Source organism: Faecalibacterium sp. An58 (assembly GCF_002161515.1).
Taxonomy (GTDB): domain Bacteria; phylum Bacillota; class Clostridia; order Oscillospirales; family Ruminococcaceae; genus Faecalibacterium; species Faecalibacterium avium.
This window is the reverse complement of record NZ_NFHX01000013.1, coordinates 1-22,392: the sequence shown is the minus strand read 5'-3', so window position 1 is coordinate 22,392 and position 22,392 is coordinate 1. Positions and strand designations below refer to the sequence as shown.

Genomic DNA, 22,392 nt, shown 5'->3' with positions numbered 1-22,392 from the left:
TGCGTTCTGCCCGTTTGTGCGGTATACTGGACGTGCCGGGGCGGTTTTGCCCCGCATTCCAAGACCAAAGGAGGGCCTGTACCATGACCAATGAAACCCTTGAAACTTTGAAGAACCGCCGCAGCTGCCGCGCCTACCTGCCCAAGCAGATCACGGAGGAGGAACTGGACGCCGTGCTGGAGGCGGGCACCTATGCCCCCACCGCCAAAGGGCTGCAGAGCCCCAGGATCGTTGTCATCCAGGATGAGGCCACCCGCGCCAAATTGTCTGCCATGAACGCCGCCGTCATGGGCTCCACCGGCGACCCCATGTATGGGGCGCCCACCTATCTGCTGGTGATCGCCGACGCCCACCGCCCCACCGCCCAGCAGGACGGCAGCCTGGTGATGGGCAATCTGATGAACGCCGCCGCCAGCCTTGGGCTGGGCAGCTGCTGGATCAACCGGGCCCGGGAGATGTTCGACACCCAGGAGGGCAAGGACCTGCTGGCAGCATGGGGCATCCAGGGCGACTGGGAAGGGGTAGGCTTCTGCATCCTGGGCTACCCCGCCGCCCAGCCCAAGCCGGCGGCCCCCCGCAAGGCGGACTACATCGTCCGGGTGTGATGGGCCGGAAAGACAGACTGCCCGCAGCCCCTGCCCTGCCCGCCGGCGGCCAGGGTCTGGTCCTGCTGGAAGGTCCCGAGGGGGCGGCCCGCCTGTATGCCCTGGCAGGGGCGGAGGATGAGGGCGCCGGGCTTTGGGTGCGGGGCGCGGACCTGTCGGGGGAGGAGCTGGACGGCCTGACGCTGTCCCGCTGCCTGCTGGAGGACTGCCGCCTGACCGGGGCGGGCCTGCGCAAGGCCGCCTTGACCGACTGCATCCTGCGCTGCTGCGACCTGTCGGGGGCGCAGGGGTATGACGGCAGCTGGCAGCGCTGCGCCTGGCAGGGGGTCAAGGCCCTGGGGGCCAACCTGTCGGGCAGCCGCCTGAAGGACTGGTCCTGCACCGACAGCCGCCTGGAGGCCCTGCGCCTGGACGACGGCGTCCTGGAGCACGCCAGCCTCCTGCGCACCAGCCTGGCGGGGGCCAATCTGGCCGAGCTGCGCTGGAAACAGCTGGTTTTGGAGGACGTGGACCTGTCGGGGGCCTGCGTCACCGGGGCCAGCCTGCGGGGGCTGGACCTGCGCAGCTGCCGCTTGGACGGCCTGACCGCCGGGGAATCCCTGCGGGAGCTGCGGGGCGCCATCGTGGACCCCATCCAGGCCGCAGTCCTCGCCCGGCTGCTGGGACTGGACATCCGCTGAAAACCCACCAAACGCTGAAAGGAACGTTATGAAGCCTGATTACAAGCTGGTCGCCAAGGCCAAATATATCCACCTCACCGCCGACCTTGCCGCCGCTCTGTGGCAGGAATGCTACAAGAAATTCTATCCCCCCAAACAGCTGGATGCCCTGGTGCAGCGGCTGCAAAGCGCCGACGCCATCGAGGAGGACATCGACGGCCAGGCCAACTATTTCGTGGTGCAGCTGGGCGGCAAGCCCGTGGGCTATTTTGCCTGGAAGATGGAGAACACCGCCCTGCATCTGCTGCACCTGTACCTGCTGCCCGAGTACCGGGGCAAGGCCCTGGGCCGGGATATCCTGGCCTCCTGCGAGCGTCTGGCCCGCAGCGACGGCAAGGGCCGGGTATGGCTGCATGTGCACACCAAAGCCCTCCCCGTCATCGCCTTTTTCAAGGAGCGGGGCTACCGTCCCGGCGCGCCCGAGACGGTGGACGAGGGCGGCATCCGGATGGATCTGACCCCGATGGAAAAATTCCTCTGATTTTGCATTTTTTCAGCAATTCAGCATTGCATTTTTGGCCGGTTTGGTTTACACTTACACTAAAGCAATGAAGCGCCCCCCGGGCGCCATCTGACCAGTGAGGACATTATCATGGCAAAAGATCATCCGACCGGCAAATCGGGCCTGTACCAGGCCATCCTCAAGCTCGAGACGCCAGAGCAGTGCTACCGCTTTTTCCAGGACGTATGCAGCTATTCCGAGCTGAGCGCCATGGAGCAGCGCTACGACATCGCCGAGATGCTTGCAGACAAACGCATTTATACCGACATCAAGGAAAAGACCGGCGCGTCCAGCGCCATCATCAGCCGGGTCAACCGGGTACTGTGTGCGCAGGGCAGCGTCCTGCGGCAGTTCGTGGAAGAAGAACGTCCGGCCGCCCCTGATGCCGGGGAGTAAAGACAGGAGGAGAACCCCAATGAGCAAAGCAGTTGTATTTTTCGCCCAGGGCACCGAGGAGTGCGAGGCGCTTCTGGTGGTGGACCTGCTGCGGCGGGCCAAGGTGGAGGTCGTGGTGGCCTCGGCCTCGGGCAGCCTGCAGGTGACCGGCAGCCACGGCGTCACCCTGACCGCCGACGCCCTGGCCGAGGATGTGGATTACAGCGGGGTGGACCTGGTGGTGCTGCCCGGCGGCATCCCCGGCACGCCCAACCTGGCGGCCAACCAGACCGTCTGCGACACCGTCAAGGCCTTTGCGGCCCAGGGCAAGAAGGTGGCGGCCATCTGCGCCGCCCCCAGCATCCTGGCCGACCTGGGCCTGCTGGAGGGCAAGAAGGCCACCGCTCATGCCGCGTTCCAGGACAAGCTGGCAGGCGCCGCCGTGCTGAACCAGGAAGTGGTGGTGGATGGCTCCATCACCACCAGCTATGGCCTGGGCGGCGCCATCCCCTTTGGACTGGAGCTGGTGCGCCAGCTGGCAGGCCCCGATGAGGCCGCCCGCATCCAGAAGGCCATCGCCTACAAGCACAGCCTGCTGTACGCTTCCCACAAGTGAACTGTTGTTCCAACACGCAAAAGAGCCGCTGCCCGAAAGCAGCGGCTCTTTCAAACTGTCAAAAAAGTCCTGTCCAGCCGACATGTGCGGATGGACAGGACACATACAGGGAAATTCAGCACTGAGAGTGTGCGAGCCGCTTTGCGGCGAGTGCGCGGTTCAGCGCTGAATTTTGTCCAAAAGGGGGATATTAGGGGGAAAGGATTTCTGACCTGCGCAGCAGGCAGAAATAGGTTCCCCCTAAAGCGTGTCGTTTTCGACACGCTAAAGCAGCGGCTCTTTTTTGCTGTTATCAGCAGCCCAGCATTTCGTGGGCGGTCTTTTCGATGGTGGCGGCGTCCAGGCCAAAGGCGTGGATCAGGTCCCATGCGGGGCCGGAGCAGGCGAACTTGTCCTGGATGCCCACACGGCGCACGGGGGTGGGCAGCTTTTCGCTCAGCAGCGAGCAGACCGCTTCGCCCAGGCCGCCGATGACGCTGTGCTCCTCGCAGGTGATGACCCTGCGGCAGTCACGGGCGGCCTCCAGGATGATCTCCTCATCCAGAGGCTTGATGGTGTGGATGTTGATCACGCGGGCGCCGATGCCCTGCTCGGCCAGGTGGCCGGCGGCGATGCGCGCCTCGTTGACCTCCAGGCCGGTGGCGATGATGGCGATGTCGTTGCCGTCGGTGACCTTTTCACCCTTGCCGATCTCAAAGTGGTAGGTGGCCGCGTCGTGGAAGACGGGCACCGCCAGACGGCCGAACCGCAGATACACCGGGCCCCGCATGGCGTAGGCCGCCCGCACGGCTGCACAGGCTTCCACGTCGTCCGAGGGGCAGATGACGGTCATCCCGGGCAGAGAGCGCATCAGGGCAAAGTCCTCGCAGCACTGGTGGGAAGCGCCGTCCTCGCCCACCGAGATGCCGCCGTGGGAGGCGCCGATCTTGACGTTCAGCCGGGGGTAAGCGATGGAGTTGAGGATCTGCTCATAGGCCCGCGCCGCGGCAAACATGGCAAAGCTGGACACAAAGGGGGTCAGCCCCATGGTGGACAGGCCGGCGGCCACGCCGATCATGTTGGCCTCGGCGATGCCGCACTCAAAAAAGCGCTCGGGGGCCACTTTCTGGAACATGGCGGTGCAGGTGGAAACCGACAGGTCGGCGTCCAGCACCACCAGGTCGGGGTGCTGGGCGGACAGCTCCTGCAGGGTGCGGCCATAGCTGTCGCGGGTCGCGATATTCTTTACTTCTGCCATAGGTCAGCACTCCTCCTTTTCCAGCCGGGCCATGGCGGCGTTCAGCTCGTCCATGGCGGTGCGGTAGTCGTCATCGCCGGGGCCTTTGCCGTGCCAGTTGGCGTTGTTTTCCATATAGCTGACGCCCTTGCCCTTGGTGGTGTTCAGGATGATGAAGGTGGGGCGGCCCTTTTCGGCGTGGAAAGCTTCCACCGCCGCTTCGATCTGGTCCAGGTCGTGGCCGTCCACGGACAGTACCTTGAAGCCGAAGGACTCCAGCTTTTTGTCCTGGGGGGCGCTGTTCATGACTTTTTCAATGGGGCCGTCGATCTGCAGATGGTTCAGGTCCAAAAAGACGCACAGGTTGTCCAGCTTGTAGTGGGAAGCAAACATGAAGGCCTCCCAGCACTCGCCTTCCTCGATCTCGCCGTCGCCCATGATGGCGTAGACCCGCACCTGGTCCAGTCCCTTGACCTTGGCGCCCAGGGCCATGCCGCAGGCAGAGGAAATGCCCTGGCCCAGGCTGCCGGTGGACATATCCACGCCGGGGACGGTGTTCATGTTGGGATGGCCCTGCAGGCGGCTGCCGATCTTGCGCAGGGTCAGCAGCTCCTCGGCGGGGAAAAAGCCCCGCTCAGCCAGGGCTGCGTAGAGGGCTGGGGCCGCATGGCCCTTGGAAAGGACCAGCCGGTCCCGCTCAGGCCAGGCGGGGTTTGCGGGGTCCACCCGCATCTCCCGGAAGTACAAAAAGGACAGCACCTCCGCGATGGACAGGCTGCCGCCGGGATGGCCGCTTTTGGCGCTGTGGGTGCTTTCGATCACACCCATGCGGATGCGGCAGGCGTGTTTTTGCAGGGCAAGTTTTTCTGCGTTTGTCATAGATCGTCCTTCCATTTGCACTGGTTCGTCTCCCCGAAGGGCCCGCCCTCGCGGCGGGCAAAAAAACCGGAATGCCGGAGACACGCTGTATTCCAATCTAATATTATCTATTCTGCCCTAAAAGGTCAAGATGATTTTGTCAAAATGTACAGCGGCGGGGAAATTCGTGCTGAAGCCGTTGTTTTTTTGTGGAAAATGCACGGCGTTCGGAGCGCCAAAAAGCCCCGGCAGGCCGCCGGGGCGCGGGATCACGGTTCCAGATAGGTCAGATAGCCGGGCTGGATGCCCTGGATGCCCATGCCGGGGGCGTCCGAAACGGTGATCCGCTTTTCGTCAAAGCGGGCGCCGCCCACCACCGGGTCCGTGCTGCACAGCACCGGGCCGTCCAGATCCACCCGGGTGATGATGCTGCGGGCGCAGGCCAGCTCCACGGCGGCGTTGACGGCGATCTTGGCCTCCAGCATACAGCCGATCATGCATTCCACCCCACAGATCTCGGCGGCCGCAGCGATGCGCAGGGCGTTGGTCAGGCCGCCGCATTTCATCAGCTTGATGTTGACGTAGTCCGCCGCCCGGGTCTGGAAGATGCGCAGCGCATCGGCGGGTGAAAAGACGCTCTCGTCCGCCATCACCGGCACCCAGCTGTGCTGTGTGACGTATTGCAGGCCCTCCAGGTCCCGGGCGGGCACGGGCTGCTCCACCAGCTCGAGGCCCAGGCCCCGGTCCTGCATCTCGTTCAGGATGCGGACCGCCTGCCGGGGGGTCCAGGCCTGGTTGGCGTCGATCCGGATGCAGACTTCGTCCCCTACCGCCTGGCGCACCGCCGCCAGACGGGCGGTGTCCAGGGCCGGGTCGGCCCCCACCTTGACCTTCAGGCAGTCGTAGCCCCGGGCCACGGCGTCCAGGGCGTCCTGGGCCATCTGCTGGGGCGGGTTGACGCTGATGGTGATGTCGGTGACCAGGGTGCGCCGGGACGAGCCCAGCAGCTTGTGCACCGGGATGCGGTGCAGCTGGCCGTACAGGTCCCACAGGGCCATGTCCACAGCGGCCTTGGCGCTGGTGTTGTGCACCCCGGCGCTCTGCACCAGGGCGGTGACGGACTCCAGGTCATCCACCTCGCGGCCCAGGATGGCCGGGGCGATCAGCTCCCGCACGGCCCCGATGATGCCGCCGGCGGTGTCCCCGGTGATGGGGCCGGTGGGGGGCGCTTCGCCATAGCCCACGGCGCCGGTGTCGGTGTGCAGCTCCACCACGATGTCCTCTACGCGGTCCACGGTGCGCAGCGCGGTCTTGAAGGGCACCCGCAGGGGTACGGACAATTTACCAAGACGTACCTGCGTGATCTTCATAGCAGGGCCTCCTTTGTTTCAAACACTTGCAAAGCAGGAAAAGGGACGGCGATCGCCGTCCCTTTGGGATGTAAGTTCAATCGTGGGCCAGCTGATGGACCCCCAGCTTCTGGTAAGCGATGCGGGGGCTGCCGTCGGCCACATGGATGATGCCGCAGCGGGTGAAGCCGTTGGACTCCAGCACGTGCTGCATGATCTTGTTGTCGGCGTGGGTGTCGGCCCGCAGGCTCTCACAGTGCTCCAGGCACCACTCAATGACCATCCGGGCCACGCCGGGGCGATGGCCGGCCGACGCCAGCCGGTGCAGGGTGCCATAAGGCCCGTTGGCCAGCCACTGGCCGTCCTCGATCTTTTTATAAGTAGGGTCTTCGCCCAGGATGAAAGCGAAGACGGCCTCCAGCTCGCCGTTGATGACACAGACGAACAGCCGGTTGGACAGGATGTCCTCCTCGATCAGCTGGCGTGAAGGATAGTTGTCCCCCCACTGGGTCGGGTTGCCGTTCTGGGCCATCAAAGCCCTGGCCCGGGCGTAGACCTCCATGATCTGATCCAGTTCAAACCGGTTTGCTCCACGAAACATGAATCCTCCACCTTCTCTGTCAAACTTGCAATGGGAGCGCACAGCGCCCGAGGATGGTTTGCTCTCCCTGTACCGGGGCCGCAGTGCCCCGGCTGGCATGAAATCAGTATACTACATTTTTACTGAAAATTCCATCTTTTTGTGTCGGGAGTTGGACAAAAAAGAAAAACATCCCCACCATCGCAGTTTATTTTGCCCCGGCCGGGGGCGTGAAGGGGAGGCAGGGCTCACTTCAAAAAGCCCTGGATGATCTGCTCCTCGGCTTCCTCCTCGGTCAGGCCGAGGGTCAGGAGCTTGGTGATCTGGTCGCCGGCGATCTTGCCGATGGCGGCCTCATGGATGAGGGCGGCGTCCAGGTCGTTGGCGTCCAGCTGGGGCACCGCCAGCACCCGGGCGTGATCCATGATGATGGCGTCGCACTCCGAGTGGCCCGAGCAAGGGGCGTTGCCGGTGATCAGGGCGTCGAACTTCTGGTAGGAGCGGTCCCTGGCCACCGAGCGGGACACCACGTCGGCGCTGGAACCGGCGCCGTTGAGGGTGACGTTGTAGCCGCTGAGGGCCACCTGGCGGCCGTGGGTCATCAGGCGCTCCCGCACCACCAGGCGCGCGCCTGCGGCCAGGTCGGCCACCGTCTTGCGGTTGGTGGAGTCCACGCCCTTGATCTGGACCATCTCCATCTCCATCGAGCTGCCCTCGTCCAGGTGCACTTCGGTGACGGGGTTGAGGATCCGCATCCCCATGCCGTCCCCCTGGCCGTAGTGCTTTTCCACATAGCGCACATGGGCGTTTTTGCCCACCTGGAAGCGGTGGATGCCGTCGTGCTCCGAATCCTGGTTGCCGCAGTTGTCGATGCCGCAGCCCGCCACGATCAGCACGTCGCAGTCGTCCCCGATGAAAAAGTCGTTGTAGACCGTCTCCTTCAGGCCGCTCTCGCTGAGCACCACCGGGATGTGGACGCTCTCATGCTTGGTGCCCGGCTTGATGTGGATGTCGATGCCGGTGCCGTCCGCCTTGGGGACGATGTCGATGTGGGCCGTGGAGTTGCGGGCCACGGCCTGGCCGTTGGAGCGGATGTTGTAGGCACCCTCGGGGATGCCGTGCAGGTCGGCCACTTCGGCCAGGATCTGCTTTTGGATGTTGTCTAGCATTATGCCTCTCTCCCTCCCTGTTCCAGTATGGTGCAGGCGTTGACGGCGGACGTGGTGCCCAGCAGCCCGGGCAGGATCTCGGCCCGGGGCCCGTGCTGGGTCACCTTGCCGGCAGCCAGCACGATGATCTCGTCGGCAATGTTGAGGATGCGCTCCTGGTGGGAAATGACGATGATGGAGCCGTCCGTGTTCTTCTGCTGCATCCGCTCGAACACCTGGATCAGGTTCTGGAAGCTCCACAGGTCGATGCCGGCCTCCGGCTCGTCAAAGACCGACAGCTTCTGGCCCCGGGCCAGCACGGTGGCGATCTCGATCCGCTTCAGCTCGCCGCCGGACAGGCTGGCGTTCACCTCACGGTTGACATAGTCTTTGGCGCACAGGCCCACCTCGGACAGGTAGGCGCAGGCATCGGTGATGCTCAGGGGACGATCCTTGCCTGCGGCGATCCGCAGCAGGTCCAGCACCTGGATGCCCTTGAACCGGACCGGCTGCTGGAAGGCATAGCTGATGCCGCGGTTGGCACGGTCGGTGATGCTCATTTGGGTGATGTCCTCCCCGTCCAGCAGGATGCGGCCGGCGGTGGGCTTCTCGATGCCGGCGATCAGCTTGGCCAGGGTGGATTTGCCGCCGCCGTTGGGGCCGGTGATGGCCACAAAGGCGCGGTCCGGGATGGAAAGGGAGATATCCCGGATGATCTCTTTCTGTCCCTGTTCCCCCGGGACATCAAAGGATATATGCTCGAGTTCCAGCATTGGATAACACCTCGTTGAAGCTGAGCCTCTTTAAACAAAGAGGTATTGTTTGGGTCGGTTTGCACGCAAGGCCGCAATGCCTCGCAAAGGCATTATACCCGAAAAGCAGTGGGGTGTCAATCCTATAATTTCGCTAGGAAATGAACGGGCCGTGTTAAAACCGGGAAAAGTTTTCCACACGGCGAAAAAGGACGCGGCCTGACCCCCTATGTTGAAAAGTGGGGAGAGGTGTATTCCGAAACGGAAAATCCCCCAAAACAGATGGGTTTTGCGGTTTAACAAAACAGTCGAAAGCCGGCGCAACACTTACGAAACTGCGGGGGGCATCGGGGAGTCAGAGCCGGCAAACGGGCCGCAAAAAGGCCGATGGCTTTACCTCATGTATAAACCACAGGAAAATAAAAGTGTTGAAAACTCCGTTGAAAGTGTGGAAAAGCGGCGGAAAATTCCTCCCGCATCCAGCGCAGCGGGTGGAAAACCCGGTGGAAAAGGTGAAAAACTCCCCTGCCGGTTGAACGGCCCGCCCAAACATGATACAATAAAGCCAGTCTTGGCCCTGCTGCGGAAAACGGCGCAGGGCCGCATATCCGATTGCATACAGGAGGCTTGACATGAACTGGCTGACAAAGCTCGAGCGGAAATACGGCCGCTGGTGTATCCCCAACCTCATCGCCATCCTAGTGGGCGGGCAGATCGTCGTCTATGCGGTGGAACTGTTTGTGAACCGCTATATCACCTATTTCCTCACCCTCACCCGGCCGGCCCTCTTTGCCGGCGAGGTCTGGCGTCTGGTGACCTTCCTGTTCGTACCCTTTTCCTCGGGCGGCATCCTGAGCTTTGCCCTGGGGGCCTACTTCACCTGGTTCATCGGGTCGGCGCTGGAGGCCGTGTGGGGGGACTTCCGCTTCAACCTCTATATCCTGGCGGGGATGCTGGGGGCGGTGCTGGCCTGCCTGGCCACCGGCTGGGCGGACACCTACTGTCTGTCCCTGTCCCTTCTGCTGGCCTTTGCGCTGCTCTACCCCGAGATGCAGGTGCTGCTGTTCTATATCATCCCCATCAAGGTCAAGTATTTTGGGATCTTTGCGGCGGCCATCTGGGTGCTCAGCTTTTTCGGCACCAGCTGGGCGGGCCGGCTGAATTACCTGTTGTCCATGGCGGGGTTCTTTTTGTTCTTCGGCCCTGTGCTCTGGTCCAACATCCGTGCGTGGTACCGGCGGGAGCAGTGGCGGCGCCGGAACCGCCGCTGAGGAGGGCCGCGCCATGATGCTGGACCGTCTGGAGGGCAACCAGGCCCTGAAAGAGGAGGTGGGCCGGATGCTGGCGGCCCGCCGCCTGAGCCACAGCCTGCTGCTGGTGGGCGAGGAGGGCCTGGGGGCCGGCTTTGCGGCGCGCTGCATCGCCGCGGATTACCTCTACCCGGCGGGAGGGCCCGCCGCTGAGGCCCTGCTGCGGGGGGAATGCTGCCGCGCCGTGGCCAAAGCCGGCGACCGCTCCAGCGGCCAGGTGGAAACGGGGATCGTGCGGGAGGCCATCTCGGTGGAAGGGATGGGCAGCGGCGGGCGGTATCTGGTGGGCCAGGTGACCGCCATGCGCAGCGAGATCTTCAACACCAGCCTGTCGGCGGAGGGGCGGGCCGTCCTGCTCTACCACGCCGAAAAGATGAACGGCGAGTCGGCCAACGCCCTGCTGAAAGTGATGGAGGAGCCCCCCGAGGGGGTGCTTTTTGTGCTGACCGCCCAGTCTCTGGCGGGGGTGCTGCCCACCATCCGCAGCCGGTGCGTCAGTTTTGCTTTGGCGCCGGTGCCGGCAGAGGACTGCGCCGCCTTCTGCGCCGGACAGGGGGTGCCCAAAAAGGAAGCCGCCCGGCTGTCCGACCTCTTTGAAGGGCGGATCGGGTCGGTGCTGGCCGCCGCACAGGACCCTGCCCGCCGCAGGCAGCTGGAGGAGGCGGAAGCCCTGGCCCGGGCGGCCGCCGCCGGGGACTACTACGCCGCCTCGGTCCTGCTGGCCCGCTACGAGCGGGACAAGGCGGGGGCCGTGGTCCTGCTGCGGGATCTGTGCGCCTATGCGGCGGCAGGGCTGCGGGGCGGTAAGGTTTCCCCTTTGCAGGGCCAGGCGGCCGCCGGGACCGCCCGGCTGGCTGGGCAGGCCATCTGGCAGCTGGAGCGGCAGGTCAATGTGAAAATCGTGCTGCAAGTGTTTGCGGCAAGCCTGTAAACGCACAAGACCCCCGCCCCGGCGCTTGCGGTACGCCGGAACGGGGGCCCTGTGTGGGGTATTACTTTGGGTGTGAGGAGGAATCATGTGCAAGTCGGCGGTTGCGGCTCCGCCGGCTTGTGATTGTAGTATACCCAGTCTTTGCGTGAAAATGGTTACAAACCTGTGAAGAAACTGTAAAAAGGCCCAAGGGGGGTGCAGGCGCTTTTTCAAAACGCCGAAAACCGGCATCATTCCTTGATTTTCGCGTTTTCTGAGAGGACGGCTGCGGCATGCTGCGCCCCAAGGTGCACATAGGATATAGCGTTGTATTGGCAGGCGGCGGCCTGCGCCTGGCTGACATCCTTCACCACGCGGGCGGGAGCGCCCACGGCCAGGGCGCCGTCGGGGATCACTTTGCCCTCCGGCACCAGGGCCCCCGCCCCGATGATGCACCCTTTGCCCACCTTGCAGCCGTTCAGCAGGGTGGCGTGCATCCCGATCAGGCTGCCGGCCCCCACCTCGGCCCCGTGGATGATGGCCCCGTGGCCCACCGTCACGTCCCGCTCCAGGATGAGATGGCTGCCGGGGTCGCAGTGCAGCACCGCGTTGTCCTGCACGTTGCAGTTTTCCCCCACCAGGATGCTGCCCTCGTCCCCGCGCAGCACGGCCCCGTACCAGACGGTGGAACCGGCTTCCAGGGTGACGTCCCCCGCCACCACCGCGGTCCCGGCCACAAAGGCTGCGCCCAGGTCCCGGGGCGTTTTTCCGCACACGGTCACAAACATAGTCGAAAAACCACCTTTCTCTTTGAGTCTGTTTGTGGTATCTTATAGTATAGCATAAATCGTCGAAAAGCGCAGGGCCTGCCCGAGGCGCTCTGCTTTGAAGGAGGTTTGTTATGAGCGATCTTTTCCGCCTGAAGCTGCGCCGCGCCGGGGCGGCGGTGTGCGCGGTGGTGCTGGTCTTGTGGCTGGCGCTGCCCGCCGCAGCCGCTTATCCCATGCCGGTGCAGACCACCTATCAGGATGAATCGGTCTATCTGTTCGACCTGGACACCGGCAAGACCATCCTGGAGCAGAATGCCAGCCAGCCCCGCTACATTGCCAGCCTGACCAAGATGATGACCGCCCTTTTGCTGCTGGAGAGCGGGGCGGATCTGGACGGGGAGGTCACTGTGCCCACCTCTCTGACCCAGGAGTTCACCGACATCCGCAACGCCAACGGCACCACCATGGGCCTGCGGATCGGGGAGACGGTCCGCCGCAGGGATCTTTTGTACGGGCTGGTGGTGGCCAGCGCCAACGATGCGGCCAGCGTCATCGCCAGCGACCTGGCGGGAGGCGACATCACCGCCTTTGTGGCCCGGATGAACGCCCGGGCCGCCGAGCTGGGCTGCACCGACACCAACTTCACCTGCCCTCACGGGCTGTATGACTACGGCAACGTGTCCACCGCCCGGGATCTGGCCAGGATCGCGGCGGCCTGCTACGCGCAGTCCGGGTATATGGAGGCAGCCCAGTCGGTCACCTATACCCTGCCCGCCACCAACCTCCACACCGAATCGCGGGAGATCCAGACCACCAACCTGATGCTCTACCCCGACCAGCCCTATTACAGGGACTACATCCGCGGCATGAAGACCGGCTTCACCACCCTGGCGGGCCGGTGTTTCGTCACCTTTGCCCAGCAGGAGGGCCACACCTACGGCCTGGTGGTGCTGGGGTCCGACCTGGACAACATCTACCGGGAGTGCGCCGAGCTGCTGGATTGGGTGTTCGCCACCTTCAACGACCGGCAGCTGGTGGATACCACCGCCGTGCTGGCCACCGTCCCCCTGACCCAGTGCCGCGCCTACCCCGAGGTGGAGCTGTATGCGGCCAACGTGGTGGACGGCTACGGCCATCCCGACGACGCGGTCACCTTCGAGTTCCAGCTGCCCGAGAGCATCCGGGCCACCGTGGAGGAGGGCCAGGTGGTGGGCACCGCCACCGTCCTGCTGGACGGCTATGAGGTGGGGAGCGTAGACCTGGTCACCCACCGGAAATACGTTTCCAACTTCCACACCGACCTGGTGTCCACCCTGAAGCTGCTGCCGGCGCTGGTGGTCCTTCTGCTGGTGCTGGCGGTGTTCACGGTGCTGGCCGGCGGCGGGCCGGGGCTGTTTGCCCGGCGCGGCAGGAGAAGGCGGCACTGAGCGGCGGCAAGCGCGAAAAACCAAACGAAAAGGCCCGGACGGGGATAAGACCGTCCGGGCCTTTCTGTTGTAGAACATACAGCGCGTAATATTACAGATCGTATTACAAAAAACTCACAGATGGCCATAGATGCCGTGGATGGATACCTCCCCGGTAAAGACCCGCTCCTCCCCGCTGTCGGTGCGGACGATGAGCCGGCCCTCGGAGTCGATGCCGGTGGCGGTGCCTGTGCCGGCATGCCCACCCTGGTTGAAGGAGACCTGCCGGCCCAGATTGACGCAGGCGGCGGTGTATTCCTCCCGGTAGGGGGCGAAGCCCTCGGGGCCGAAGGTGTACAGCTCCCGGTCAAAGCCGAAGTCGGTCAGGCCCTCGGCCAGCCAGGAAGGGTCGGTCTCCAGGTCCACCCTGGCCCCCTGCAGCAGCAGGGAGGTGCCGTAGGGCAGCTCCGCCTGGTCAAAATAGCTCTGGGGCTGGGCCAGATTGATGCCGATGCCGCACAGATACCCCCGGCCCTGGTCGTTGGTGCCGTAACTGACCGCCTCACAGAGGATGCCGACCACCTTTTTGCCTCCCAGCAGCAGGTCGTTGGGCCACTTGATGGCGCACTCCACCCCGTAGCGCAGGGCCAGCTGCTTGCGCACCGCCAGGCTGGCCAGCAGAGGCAGGGTCCCGGGCTGGACCATGGGCACCTTGAGCACGGCGGTGTAATAGAGGGCCTGCCCTGCCGCGTTGACCCAGCGGCGGCCCAGACGGCCCCGCCCGTCGGTCTGGCAGGTGGTGTACACCGCCCCCACCGGCCCGAATTCCTCGATATGCTCTTTGGCGTAAAGATTGGTGCTGCCGCACTGGGGCAGGCAGCGCACTTCGTTGAGGCTCACCGCTTGGGCACCTCCCTGTGCTCGGCCCGCATCACCTTGCCGTCGGCCAGGGTCAGGATGCCGTAGGTGTCCGGCCCCACATAACACCGCCCGCAGGAACCGGGGTTGAACAGCAGGACGGTGCCGTGCTGCTCGGCCAGAGGGATGTGGGTATGCCCGAACAGGGCCACTTCCGCCCCGCGGGCGGCTGCGGTCTCAGCTAGCGTGTCCAAATCGTATTTGACGCCGTACATATGCCCGTGGGTATAGAATACTACCACGCTGTCAAAGGCGGCCAGGCCGTCCAGCGGCTCCAGCGCGCCGTAATCGCAGTTCCCGGCGACCGAGTAGACCCGCAGCTTGGGGGAGACGATCAGGGCGCGTTCCAGGTCGTGCAGGCCGTCCCCCAGGTAGATGACGGCGTCGGCGTCGCTCTCTGCGGTGAGGATGCGCTGGACCGCCTCCGCGCTGCCGTGGCTGTCGCTCAGGATCAAAAGTTTCGTCATAAGGATGGCTCTCCTTTATTCTCCGCCGCCGTCCTGCTCTTGCAGGGTCAGCAGCAGCTTGTAGATCTCGCTTTTCCCGTAGGGTGTGCCCTGGGCCGCGGCTTTGGCGGCGGCGGTGGGAGGCAGCCCCTCCTGCCGCATCAGGGCCAGGGCATGGGCGGCGGCCTCGTCCAGGGTGGGGGCATCGGCAGGGTCTGCCTCAGGGGCGCCTGCCATTACCAGAACATATTCCCCCCGGGGGTCGGCCTGTGCATAGTGGGCGGCGGCCTCGGCCAGGGTGGTCTTCCAGATCTCCTCGTGCAGTTTGGTCAGCTCTCGGCAGAGGGTGACGCTGCGTTCCCCGCCAAAGACGGCGGCCAGCTCGTCCAGGGTGGACCGCAGCCGGTGGGGCGCTTCGTAAAAGAGGACGGTGCGCGTCTCCCCTTCCAGGGCGGCCAGCCGTTTGCGGCGCAGACGGCGTTCAGCGGGCAGGAACCCCTCAAAGACCCAGCGGGAAGTGTCCTGGCCCGACACAGCCAGAGCGGTGACGCAGGCCGAGGCCCCCGGCACCGGCGTGACGGGGATCCCCCGGGCCAGGGCGTCCCGGACGATGACCGCTCCGGGGTCCGAGATGCAGGGCATCCCCGCATCCGAGCACAGGGCGCAATTCTCCCCCGCTTCGATCCGGCGCAGGATGCCCTCGCCTCGGTTCAGAGCGTGCTCGTGGTAGCTGACCATCGGCTTTTTCAGCCCCAGATGGTTGAGCAGACGCATGGTGACCCGGGTGTCCTCGGCGGCGACAAAGTCTGCCGCCCCAAAAGCCGCTGCCGCCCGCGGGGTCATATCTTCCAGATTGCCGATGGGGGTGGCGACAATGTACAGCGTTCCGGCCATAGTACCTCCAGTGTCAGCCCTCGTGGGCTGGTCCATATTGTGCGGCCCCGGCGCTGACCAGGATGTCAGGCTCCAGCTTCAGGCCGGTGCGGCGGTTCTTCTGCCCTTCCACCAGGAACAGCCAGGGCGCGGCCCCGGGGCTGCTGCGCACAAAGGCCAGGCGCTTGGGTTCCAGCCGGTACTGGCGCAGCACGGCCAGCACCTCGGCCAGACGCTCGGGCCGGTGGCAGAGGGTCAGCTTGCCCCCGTCCCGCAGCAGCCGGAATGCGCAGGCGCACACGTCTGCCAGGGTGCAGCTGCCCTCGTGGCGGGCGGCCGCACGGGCGGGGTCGGGGCTGGCAGGGCCCGCCGCAAAATAGGGCGGGTTGCAGGCGGCCAGATGGTACTGGCCCGCCTCCCCGGGATCGGGCGTCCAGGTGCGCAGGTCGGCGCAGACCGGGCGGATGTGGCAGATGCCCTGGTCGGCGGCGGCCCGGGCCAGCAGGGCGCTGGCTTCGGGCTGGAGCTCCAGGGCCAGACAGGGGCCGCGGTGGCCTTTGTCGTGCCATTCCAGGGCCACTACGCCGCAGCCGGAGCACAGGTCCGCGGCACGCTGTCCCGGGGCGGGCCGGGCAAAGCGGGCCAGCAGCAGCGCGTCGGTGCCAAAGCGGTGGGCCGGGGTGCAGTAGATGCTGGTCCTATTATACAAAATTTCGGTTGAATATTCCATAGCTAAACCTGGGCCCCTATAAAAAAAGATGCGCCCGGCGGGGGCGCTGGGCTGCGAAAGGAAAGCGGCCCGGTGGGCCGTGCGGACAACAGGCAAAAACGGCGGACCCTTTCGGGCCCGCCGCTTTGGTCTGCTTTGTGGCGAAATCGCTTACTCAGCGGTGATAGCGCCGGTGGGGCAAGCGCCCTCGCAAGCGCCGCAGTCGATGCAAGCGGCAGCGTCAACGACGGCCACGTTGTCCTCGACCTTCACAGCGCCAACAGGGCAAGCGCCCTCGCAGGCGCCGCAGCCGATGCATGCGTCACTAACCTTATGTGCCATAGTAGAACTCTCCTTTCGACCCGTGCCTAACAAAACTGGAAAACGGGGAAACCACCCCCAGAGGTCTGCTCCTGCACGGCCGCAGCCAAGCCTCTCTTAGGAGACGCCGTCTGCGGCGTCTTTTCCTGTGCCGATTGTAGCAAAGACAAACCGAAAAGGCAAGACTAACCGTGCCCCGGCAACAACCAAACCTGCGATTTTGGCTGAATGCACAAAAGCATCCGCTAACTTTCGGGGAGTTTACGGCGTGTTTTTCGTGGAAAATCACGATACATGGTTATACTAAGCTAACCGTTTTTCCCCCGCAAAGTCAGCCGCGCACGTCGTCTTCCCCGGCTGCCGCCACCACGGGGGCGGGGTCCTGCAGGCCCGAGTAGTCGTCGCTGGGGTCGGGGCGGCGGGGCGCACGCTTGCCGCCCGAGATATACTGGCACTGGCTGGCCTTGTAGTATTTGGGGGCGATGGATTCGGTGGACAGCCGCACCCGCAGGTAGCCCGAGATGGGGTTGGTCTCCACCACCAGGCCGGTGCCGTCGGGGGTGCGCACCGTGCTGCCCACCATGGGCATGATGCTGTTGAGATACTCGTAGGCCGACTGCTCATACCCCAGGCAGCACATCAGGCGGCCGCAGCAGCCGCTGATCTTGGTGGGGTTGAGGGAGAGTCCCTGTTCTTTGGCCATCCGGATGGACACCGGCTGGAAGTCCCGCAGAAAGCGGCTGCAGCAGAAGGTCTGGCCGCACAGGCCCAGGCCCCCCATCATCTTGCTCTCGTCCCGGACGCCGATCTGCCGCAGCTCGATCCGCATATGGAAGGTGCTGGCCAGGTCCTTCACCAGTTCGCGGAAGTCCACCCGGCCGTCGGCGGTGAAATAGAAGGTGACTTTGGAGTGATCGGGGGCATACTCTACCTTGACCAGCTTCATTTCCAGGCCGTGGCGGTCGATGCACTCCCGGCAGATCCGCCATGCCTTTTTGTCCTCGTTCTGGCGCTGGTGCATCCGGCGGATGTCCACGCTGTCGGCCATCCGCAGCAGGGGGCGCAGAGGCCGGGGCAGCTGGTATTCGGGCGTGGGAGCAGCCTCCCGGACCGCCTGGCCGCAGACCGGGCCGCGGGGCGTGTCGGCCATGACATAATCCCCGGCGTGGACCTCCAGCCCGGCGGGGTCGAAATATTCTTCTTTGCCGTTCTCATCAAAACGGACGGCGATGGCTTGCTTCATAAAATATATACCTCACTGTTGTATCAAACGGTCAAACCGGCCCTGCCCGGATGCGCGGGCCTGCCGCAGGGCAGGGCTTTGGGCGGGGATGGCCGGGGTTTTGCCCCCGGCATGGCCCCGTTTTCCAGAAGGCGCCGCCTTTTGGGACGCCGGCGGCAGGGCTCCTTCTGCATGGGACGGCCCGGTGCGGCCGTCATCTTCACAGTATATCACATTTTTTTGCAGTTTTCCATCTGTAAATCCGGCCAAAAGGCCGGGACGGGGGAAAATTTGGGAAACGCCCTCAAAAAAATCACATTTTGGCTCTTGCAAGTACGCCCTGTTCGTGTATAATTGAAAAGAACTGCCCGCGTCCAAAATGACGAAAAAACGAAATCTAGACAGGACTGCAATAAACTGTGCGGGCGGCGCGTTTTGCGTATGTATGGGGATGCAGGACCCGGGGCGCGCCCGGACCTTTGGAGCGCGGCCCGATCCTGTGCAGATCCATCCCGAGAGCGGAGGCGTTGGCCGCGCCTGCCGGCATACAGCCAGTCTGTCCGGCGCCGCTGCGGTACCGCGGCGCCGGATCATCAGTCAAAAAGGGAAGACTCATGGAAAAATACAGTGTAAAAAAGCCATTCACCGTGCTGGTCTCGGTCCTGATCGTATTCCTGATGGGATTCGTATCAGTGACCAACCTGCGCACCGACCTGCTGCCCGAGATCAGCACCCCCTACCTGATGGTGGTGACGGTCTATCCCGGCGCCAGCCCTGAAAAGGTGGAGCAGGAAGTGTCCCAGGTGCTGGAGAGCGCCCTGGGCACCGTGGCGGGCGTGTCCAGCATCACTTCGACCTCCGCCGAAAACTACAGCATCGTGCAGCTGGGCTTTGCGGCGGATACCGATATGAACAGCGCCCTGGTCAAGGTGTCCAACACCCTGGACCAAAACGCCGACAGCCTGCCGGACATCTGTCTGACCCCCTCCATCCTGGAGCTGAGCATGGACATGAGCAGCCTGATGACGGTGGCCGTGGGCCGGGAAGGGTCGGATATCTTCGAGCTGACCAAGTTCATGCAGGAGAGCATCATCCCCGAGCTGGAGCGCCAGGAAGGCGTGTCCAGCATCTCGACCACCGGCCTGGTGAGCGAGTATGTCCAGGTGCAGCTGAACGAGAGCAAGATCGATGCACTCAACACCCTGCTTCTGGAGCAGGTGGATACCCAGCTGGCCCTGGCCAAGGAGCAGCTGGATGCGGCCGCCCAGCAGCTGGCGGACGGCAAGGCCCAGCTGCAGCAGGCCATCGATACCTTCGGCGATGTGTTCGCCTCGGGGGTGATGGACCGGGTGGCCGGCATGGTGTCGCAGGCCAGCGAGGAGATCCGCGCCAAGGTGCAGACCCTGATGGACGCCATCGACAACCTGATCGCCTTTGTCAACGAGCCTGAGATCCAGGCGGCCCTGGTCACCGTCCGGGACGGCCTGAACGATATCATCGACGAGATCAGCACCACCGGCCTGCGGGATATCGACGACCTCATCGACGTGGTGTCCAAGGTCCGTGACCTGACCGACCAGCTGACGATCGCCCTGCAGCAGCTGCAGCAGCGGCTGGACCAGCAGACCGGCAGCGACGGCTCCACCGCCGGGGATCTGCTGGATACCTTGCAGATCCAGGAGAGCCTGAACGTGGTCTATTCCACCATGCAGGACGTGCTGGACAGCCTGAACCGCCTGCCCGAGCTGCTGGACCAGTTCGAGACGGTGTACGCCGAGATGAGCCAGACCCAGCTGGAGGCCTATCTGCAGATCACCGAGGCCCAGCGCCAGGTGGACGAAGGCCAGAAGCTGTACGACCAGTATGCGCAGGAGTTCGAGCAGGCCAAGGCCAGCGCCTTCGCCAACGCCGACGTGAACAACCTGCTGACCATCGACCTGCTCAGCCAGCTGATCTACGCCCAGAACTTCTCGATGCCGGCCGGCTATGTGGACGACGCCGACGACAATTCCTGGCTGCTCAAGGTGGGCGAGGAGTACAGCAGTGTTGCGGACCTGGAAGGCGCTTTGCTGCTGCACATCGAGGGCGTGACCGACGTCTACCTGAGCGACGTGGCCGATGTGGCCGTGGTGGACAACGCCGGCGATTCCTTCACCCGGCTGAACGGCGAGCAGGCCGTGGTCCTGAACATTTACAAGAGCACTTCGGCCAGCGCCAACGCAGTGTCGGATGCCTGCCTGGCCGCGTTCGATGCCATGGAGCAGCGGTATGAGGGGCTGAATTTCAGCGTCCTGTCCAACCAGGGCAACTACATCACCGTCCTGATCTCCAGCATCCTGTCCAGTATGGCCCAGGGCGCCATCCTGGCCATCCTGATCCTGGCCCTGTTCCTCAAGGATGTCAAGCCGACTTTGGTGGTGGGCATCAGCATCCCCCTGTCGGTCCTGTTTGCGGTGGTGCTGATGTATTTCACCGGCCTGGACCTGAACATCATGAGCCTGGCGGGCCTGTCTCTGGGCATCGGTATGCTGGTGGATAACTCCATCGTCGTCATGGAGAACATCTACCGCCTGCGTGCCCGGGGCGTGGCGGCCCCCCGCGCCGCCGTGCAGGGTACACGGCAGGTGTTCGCCTCCATTGTTTCCTCTACCCTGACCTCGGTGTGCGTCTTTTTGCCGGTGGTGTTCACCAAGCAGATCACCCGCGAACTGATGCTGCCCATGTGCCTGACCATTGGCTACTGCCTGATGGCCTCCCTGCTGGTGGCCATCACGGTGGTGCCCGCTTCCGCCTCCACCATCCTGAAGGAGGCCCAGGTCAAAAAGTGGCCCTGGTTCGATAAGATCCAGGAGAAGTACGGCCACAGCCTGGAGTGGTGCCTGGATCACAAGGCGGCCCCCATGGGCGCCGTCGTGGTGCTGCTGGTCTTCTGCGTGTGGCGTGTGGCCTCGATGGGCATGGTGATGCTGCCCGATGTTTCCAGCACCGAGATCAGCATGAGCGTGACCACCCCCAGCGACATGACCCGGGAAGAGTCCTATGCGATGGCCGGCCAGATCCTGGAGACCGCCATGGGCCTGGACCAGGTGGTTGAGGTGGGCGTCACCACCGACACCACCATTTATGGCGTGGATGTGGGTATGCTGGGCAGTACCATCAGCAACCTGCTGTCCACCACGACCACCGGTTACGGCACCTATGCCTACAACATCAAGCTGGTGGAGGGCGCCGGCGCTTCGGACGCCGAGCGTGTGGGCGCGGCCCTGGAAGAGGCCATGACCCAGTACGACTGCACCAGCACCGTCACCATCGACGGTATTTCCGAGATCACCAGCCTGCTGGGCAGCGGCCTGTCGGTCACCATTTACGGCCAGGATTTCGATACCCTGGAGAGCCTGGCAGGCGACGTGGTGGAGATGGTCAACAGCACCGAGGGCTTTGCCAACGCATCCACCGGCCTGGGCGCAGGCGACCAGACCATCGAGCTGCATATCGACAAGGATAAGGCCCGCGCCGCCGGCCTGACGGTGGCCCAGGCTTACCAGCAGATCGCGGCCCGGCTGACCACATCCACCGATTCCACCACCATCAACATCAACGGCGAGAGCATGACGGTCCGGGTGGTGGATGACACCGATCCTCTGACCGTGGAAAACCTGATGGATATGACCTTCAACACCACCAACTATGCCGCAGACGGCAGCCAGGTGGCGGAGGTGCACACCCTGCGGGAGTTTGCCGAGATCACCTACGGCACCACCCCCGACTCCATCACGCGGCAGGACCAGACCCGCTGCATCACCGTGTCGGCCGAGACGCTGGAAGGCTACAACACCACCGTGCAGGCCCGCCAGCTGCAGCAGAAACTGGATGACTGGAGCGCTTCCGGCTCCCTGCCCGAGGGTTACAGCGTCTCCCTCAGCGGTGAGACCAGCACCGTCAACGATATCATGAGCCAGATGATCCAGTGGCTGGCCCTGGCTCTGCCCCTGGTCTACCTGGTGATGGTGGCCCAGTTCCAGAGCCTGCTGTCCCCCTTCATCGTGCTGTTCACCATCCCCCTGGCCTTCACCGGCGGCATGATCGGTCTGCTGGCCCTGGGCGAGCAGCTGAGCATGATGAGCCTGATGGGCTTCATCGTCCTGATGGGCACCGTGGTCAACAACGGTATCTTGTTCGTGGACTACACCAACCAGCTGCGTCTGGGCGGCATGGACCGCCGCGCCGCCCTGGTGGCCACCGGCAAGACCCGTATGCGTCCCATCCTGATGACTGCCCTGACCACCATCCTGGGCATGATGATGGTTCTGTTCAGCAACGATATGGCCAGCCAGCTGATGAGCAGCATGGCGATCGTCATCATCGGCGGCCTGACCTACGCCACCTTCATGACGCTGTATATCGTGCCCATGATGTACGATGTCTTCTTCAAGCGGATGCCCCATGTGGTGGATATCGGCAGCGAGGAAGACCTCGACGACGTCCCCGACGACGCAGCCGAGTACCTGGCCCAGCAGACGGCCCTGCCCGGCCCGGCCGATCCCCTGCCCGCCGACGGCCCCGCCCCCAAGGACGGCCAGTAAGATCGACCCATCACGAAACAAAAAGCGCACGCGAAAGCGTGCGCTTTTTTGCTGCCTCCGAATCCCCTGCGCCCGAAGTTAGAGTATGCGAACTAAAGAAAATAAAGAAAAAAAGGGAAAATTTGAAATTGGGTCTTGACACCGGGGGGGGTATGTTATGATAGGCACACAAAGGAAAGGACCTTCCTTTGAACCTGTTTTGGG

General features: G+C 64.0%; 22 protein-coding genes. 9 read left to right on the top strand and 13 right to left on the bottom strand.

Features of this window, described 5'->3' with window-relative positions:
- Positions 1 to 83 precede the first annotated feature (83 nt).
- From B5G12_RS09075 to B5G12_RS09055, 5 genes are all read left to right on the top strand, one after another.
- Entirely contained in the window at positions 84 to 605 is a 522-nt protein-coding gene (locus B5G12_RS09075; protein WP_087324681.1) for a nitroreductase family protein, read from the top strand.
- Positions 605 to 1,285: a pentapeptide repeat-containing protein gene (locus B5G12_RS09070; protein WP_158099707.1), complete on the top strand. Its 681-nt coding sequence runs from the start codon at positions 605 to 607 to the stop codon at positions 1,283 to 1,285. Before B5G12_RS09075 ends, B5G12_RS09070 begins: the two co-directional genes overlap by 1 nt.
- 28 nt (positions 1,286 to 1,313) lie before the next feature.
- Positions 1,314 to 1,805 (top strand): GNAT family N-acetyltransferase, encoded by a 492-nt coding sequence (locus tag B5G12_RS09065; RefSeq protein ID WP_087324679.1) that lies wholly within the window; start codon positions 1,314 to 1,316, stop codon positions 1,803 to 1,805.
- 111 nt (positions 1,806 to 1,916) lie between these two features.
- Complete coding sequence (locus B5G12_RS09060; RefSeq protein WP_087232537.1) at positions 1,917 to 2,222, top strand: YerC/YecD family TrpR-related protein; 306 nt, start codon at positions 1,917 to 1,919, stop codon at positions 2,220 to 2,222.
- A 19-nt stretch (positions 2,223 to 2,241) separates the two neighbouring features.
- Positions 2,242 to 2,817, top strand: a complete 576-nt coding sequence (locus tag B5G12_RS09055; protein ID WP_087324678.1) for a DJ-1 family glyoxalase III — start codon at positions 2,242 to 2,244, stop codon at positions 2,815 to 2,817.
- 292 nt (positions 2,818 to 3,109) lie between these two features.
- On the opposite strand, the gene B5G12_RS09050 is transcribed toward B5G12_RS09055, so the two are convergent.
- From B5G12_RS09050 to B5G12_RS09025, 6 genes are all read right to left on the bottom strand, one after another.
- A complete protein-coding gene (locus B5G12_RS09050) occupies positions 3,110 to 4,054 on the bottom strand; it encodes a transketolase family protein (protein WP_087324677.1) in 945 nt (314 codons plus the stop codon).
- A gap of 3 nt (positions 4,055 to 4,057) precedes the next feature.
- Positions 4,058 to 4,912, bottom strand: a complete 855-nt coding sequence (locus B5G12_RS09045) for a transketolase (protein ID WP_087232546.1) — start codon at positions 4,910 to 4,912, stop codon at positions 4,058 to 4,060.
- 248 nt (positions 4,913 to 5,160) lie between these two features.
- Positions 5,161 to 6,261, bottom strand: a complete 1,101-nt coding sequence (locus B5G12_RS09040; RefSeq protein ID WP_087324676.1) for a dipeptide epimerase — start codon at positions 6,259 to 6,261, stop codon at positions 5,161 to 5,163.
- A gap of 76 nt (positions 6,262 to 6,337) precedes the next feature.
- Positions 6,338 to 6,841 carry an N-acetyltransferase gene (locus B5G12_RS09035; protein WP_087232552.1) on the bottom strand — a complete coding sequence of 168 codons (504 nt, stop codon included), beginning with the start codon at positions 6,839 to 6,841 and terminating at the stop codon, positions 6,338 to 6,340.
- Between the two features lie 227 nt (positions 6,842 to 7,068).
- A complete protein-coding gene (locus B5G12_RS09030) occupies positions 7,069 to 7,989 on the bottom strand; it encodes a SufB/SufD family protein (protein ID WP_087232555.1) in 921 nt (306 codons plus the stop codon).
- Positions 7,989 to 8,741: an ABC transporter ATP-binding protein gene (locus B5G12_RS09025; protein WP_087232558.1), complete on the bottom strand. Its 753-nt coding sequence runs from the start codon at positions 8,739 to 8,741 to the stop codon at positions 7,989 to 7,991. Before B5G12_RS09025 ends, B5G12_RS09030 begins: the two co-directional genes overlap by 1 nt.
- A gap of 611 nt (positions 8,742 to 9,352) precedes the next feature.
- On the opposite strand from B5G12_RS09025, the gene B5G12_RS09020 reads away from it, so the two are divergent.
- On the top strand, positions 9,353 to 9,991 hold the full coding sequence (locus B5G12_RS09020) for a rhomboid family intramembrane serine protease (protein WP_087232561.1): 639 nt from the start codon (positions 9,353 to 9,355) through the stop codon (positions 9,989 to 9,991).
- A 13-nt stretch (positions 9,992 to 10,004) separates the two neighbouring features.
- Positions 10,005 to 10,961 (top strand): DNA polymerase III subunit delta', encoded by a 957-nt coding sequence (locus B5G12_RS09015; RefSeq protein ID WP_087324675.1) that lies wholly within the window; start codon positions 10,005 to 10,007, stop codon positions 10,959 to 10,961.
- A gap of 230 nt (positions 10,962 to 11,191) precedes the next feature.
- Here the strand turns inward: B5G12_RS09015 and B5G12_RS09010 are convergent, their stop codons facing one another.
- On the bottom strand, positions 11,192 to 11,728 hold the full coding sequence (locus tag B5G12_RS09010; RefSeq protein WP_087324674.1) for a gamma carbonic anhydrase family protein: 537 nt from the start codon (positions 11,726 to 11,728) through the stop codon (positions 11,192 to 11,194).
- 113 nt (positions 11,729 to 11,841) lie between these two features.
- Between B5G12_RS09010 and B5G12_RS09005 the strand changes: the two genes are divergently transcribed.
- Complete coding sequence (locus tag B5G12_RS09005; protein ID WP_087232570.1) at positions 11,842 to 13,137, top strand: D-alanyl-D-alanine carboxypeptidase family protein; 1,296 nt, start codon at positions 11,842 to 11,844, stop codon at positions 13,135 to 13,137.
- A gap of 114 nt (positions 13,138 to 13,251) precedes the next feature.
- Here B5G12_RS09005 and B5G12_RS09000 read toward each other — a convergent pair whose 3' ends face one another.
- The 6 genes from B5G12_RS09000 to B5G12_RS08975 form a co-directional block, all read right to left on the bottom strand.
- Positions 13,252 to 14,016: a biotin--[acetyl-CoA-carboxylase] ligase gene (locus B5G12_RS09000; protein ID WP_087324673.1), complete on the bottom strand. Its 765-nt coding sequence runs from the start codon at positions 14,014 to 14,016 to the stop codon at positions 13,252 to 13,254.
- Complete coding sequence (locus B5G12_RS08995; RefSeq protein WP_087232576.1) at positions 14,013 to 14,501, bottom strand: metallophosphoesterase family protein; 489 nt, start codon at positions 14,499 to 14,501, stop codon at positions 14,013 to 14,015. Before B5G12_RS08995 ends, B5G12_RS09000 begins: the two co-directional genes overlap by 4 nt.
- A gap of 15 nt (positions 14,502 to 14,516) precedes the next feature.
- Positions 14,517 to 15,374: a 16S rRNA (cytidine(1402)-2'-O)-methyltransferase gene (rsmI, locus tag B5G12_RS08990; RefSeq protein WP_087324672.1), complete on the bottom strand. Its 858-nt coding sequence runs from the start codon at positions 15,372 to 15,374 to the stop codon at positions 14,517 to 14,519.
- 13 nt (positions 15,375 to 15,387) lie between these two features.
- Complete coding sequence (locus tag B5G12_RS08985; RefSeq protein ID WP_087324671.1) at positions 15,388 to 16,083, bottom strand: tRNA1(Val) (adenine(37)-N6)-methyltransferase; 696 nt, start codon at positions 16,081 to 16,083, stop codon at positions 15,388 to 15,390.
- 150 nt (positions 16,084 to 16,233) lie between these two features.
- Positions 16,234 to 16,404 carry a 4Fe-4S ferredoxin gene (gene fdxA, locus B5G12_RS08980; protein ID WP_087232585.1) on the bottom strand — a complete coding sequence of 57 codons (171 nt, stop codon included), beginning with the start codon at positions 16,402 to 16,404 and terminating at the stop codon, positions 16,234 to 16,236.
- Between the two features lie 310 nt (positions 16,405 to 16,714).
- Positions 16,715 to 17,626, bottom strand: a complete 912-nt coding sequence (locus tag B5G12_RS08975; protein ID WP_087232588.1) for a PSP1 domain-containing protein — start codon at positions 17,624 to 17,626, stop codon at positions 16,715 to 16,717.
- A gap of 593 nt (positions 17,627 to 18,219) precedes the next feature.
- On the opposite strand from B5G12_RS08975, the gene B5G12_RS08970 reads away from it, so the two are divergent.
- Positions 18,220 to 22,188 (top strand): efflux RND transporter permease subunit, encoded by a 3,969-nt coding sequence (locus B5G12_RS08970; protein ID WP_087324670.1) that lies wholly within the window; start codon positions 18,220 to 18,222, stop codon positions 22,186 to 22,188.
- Positions 22,189 to 22,392: the final 204 nt, after the last annotated feature.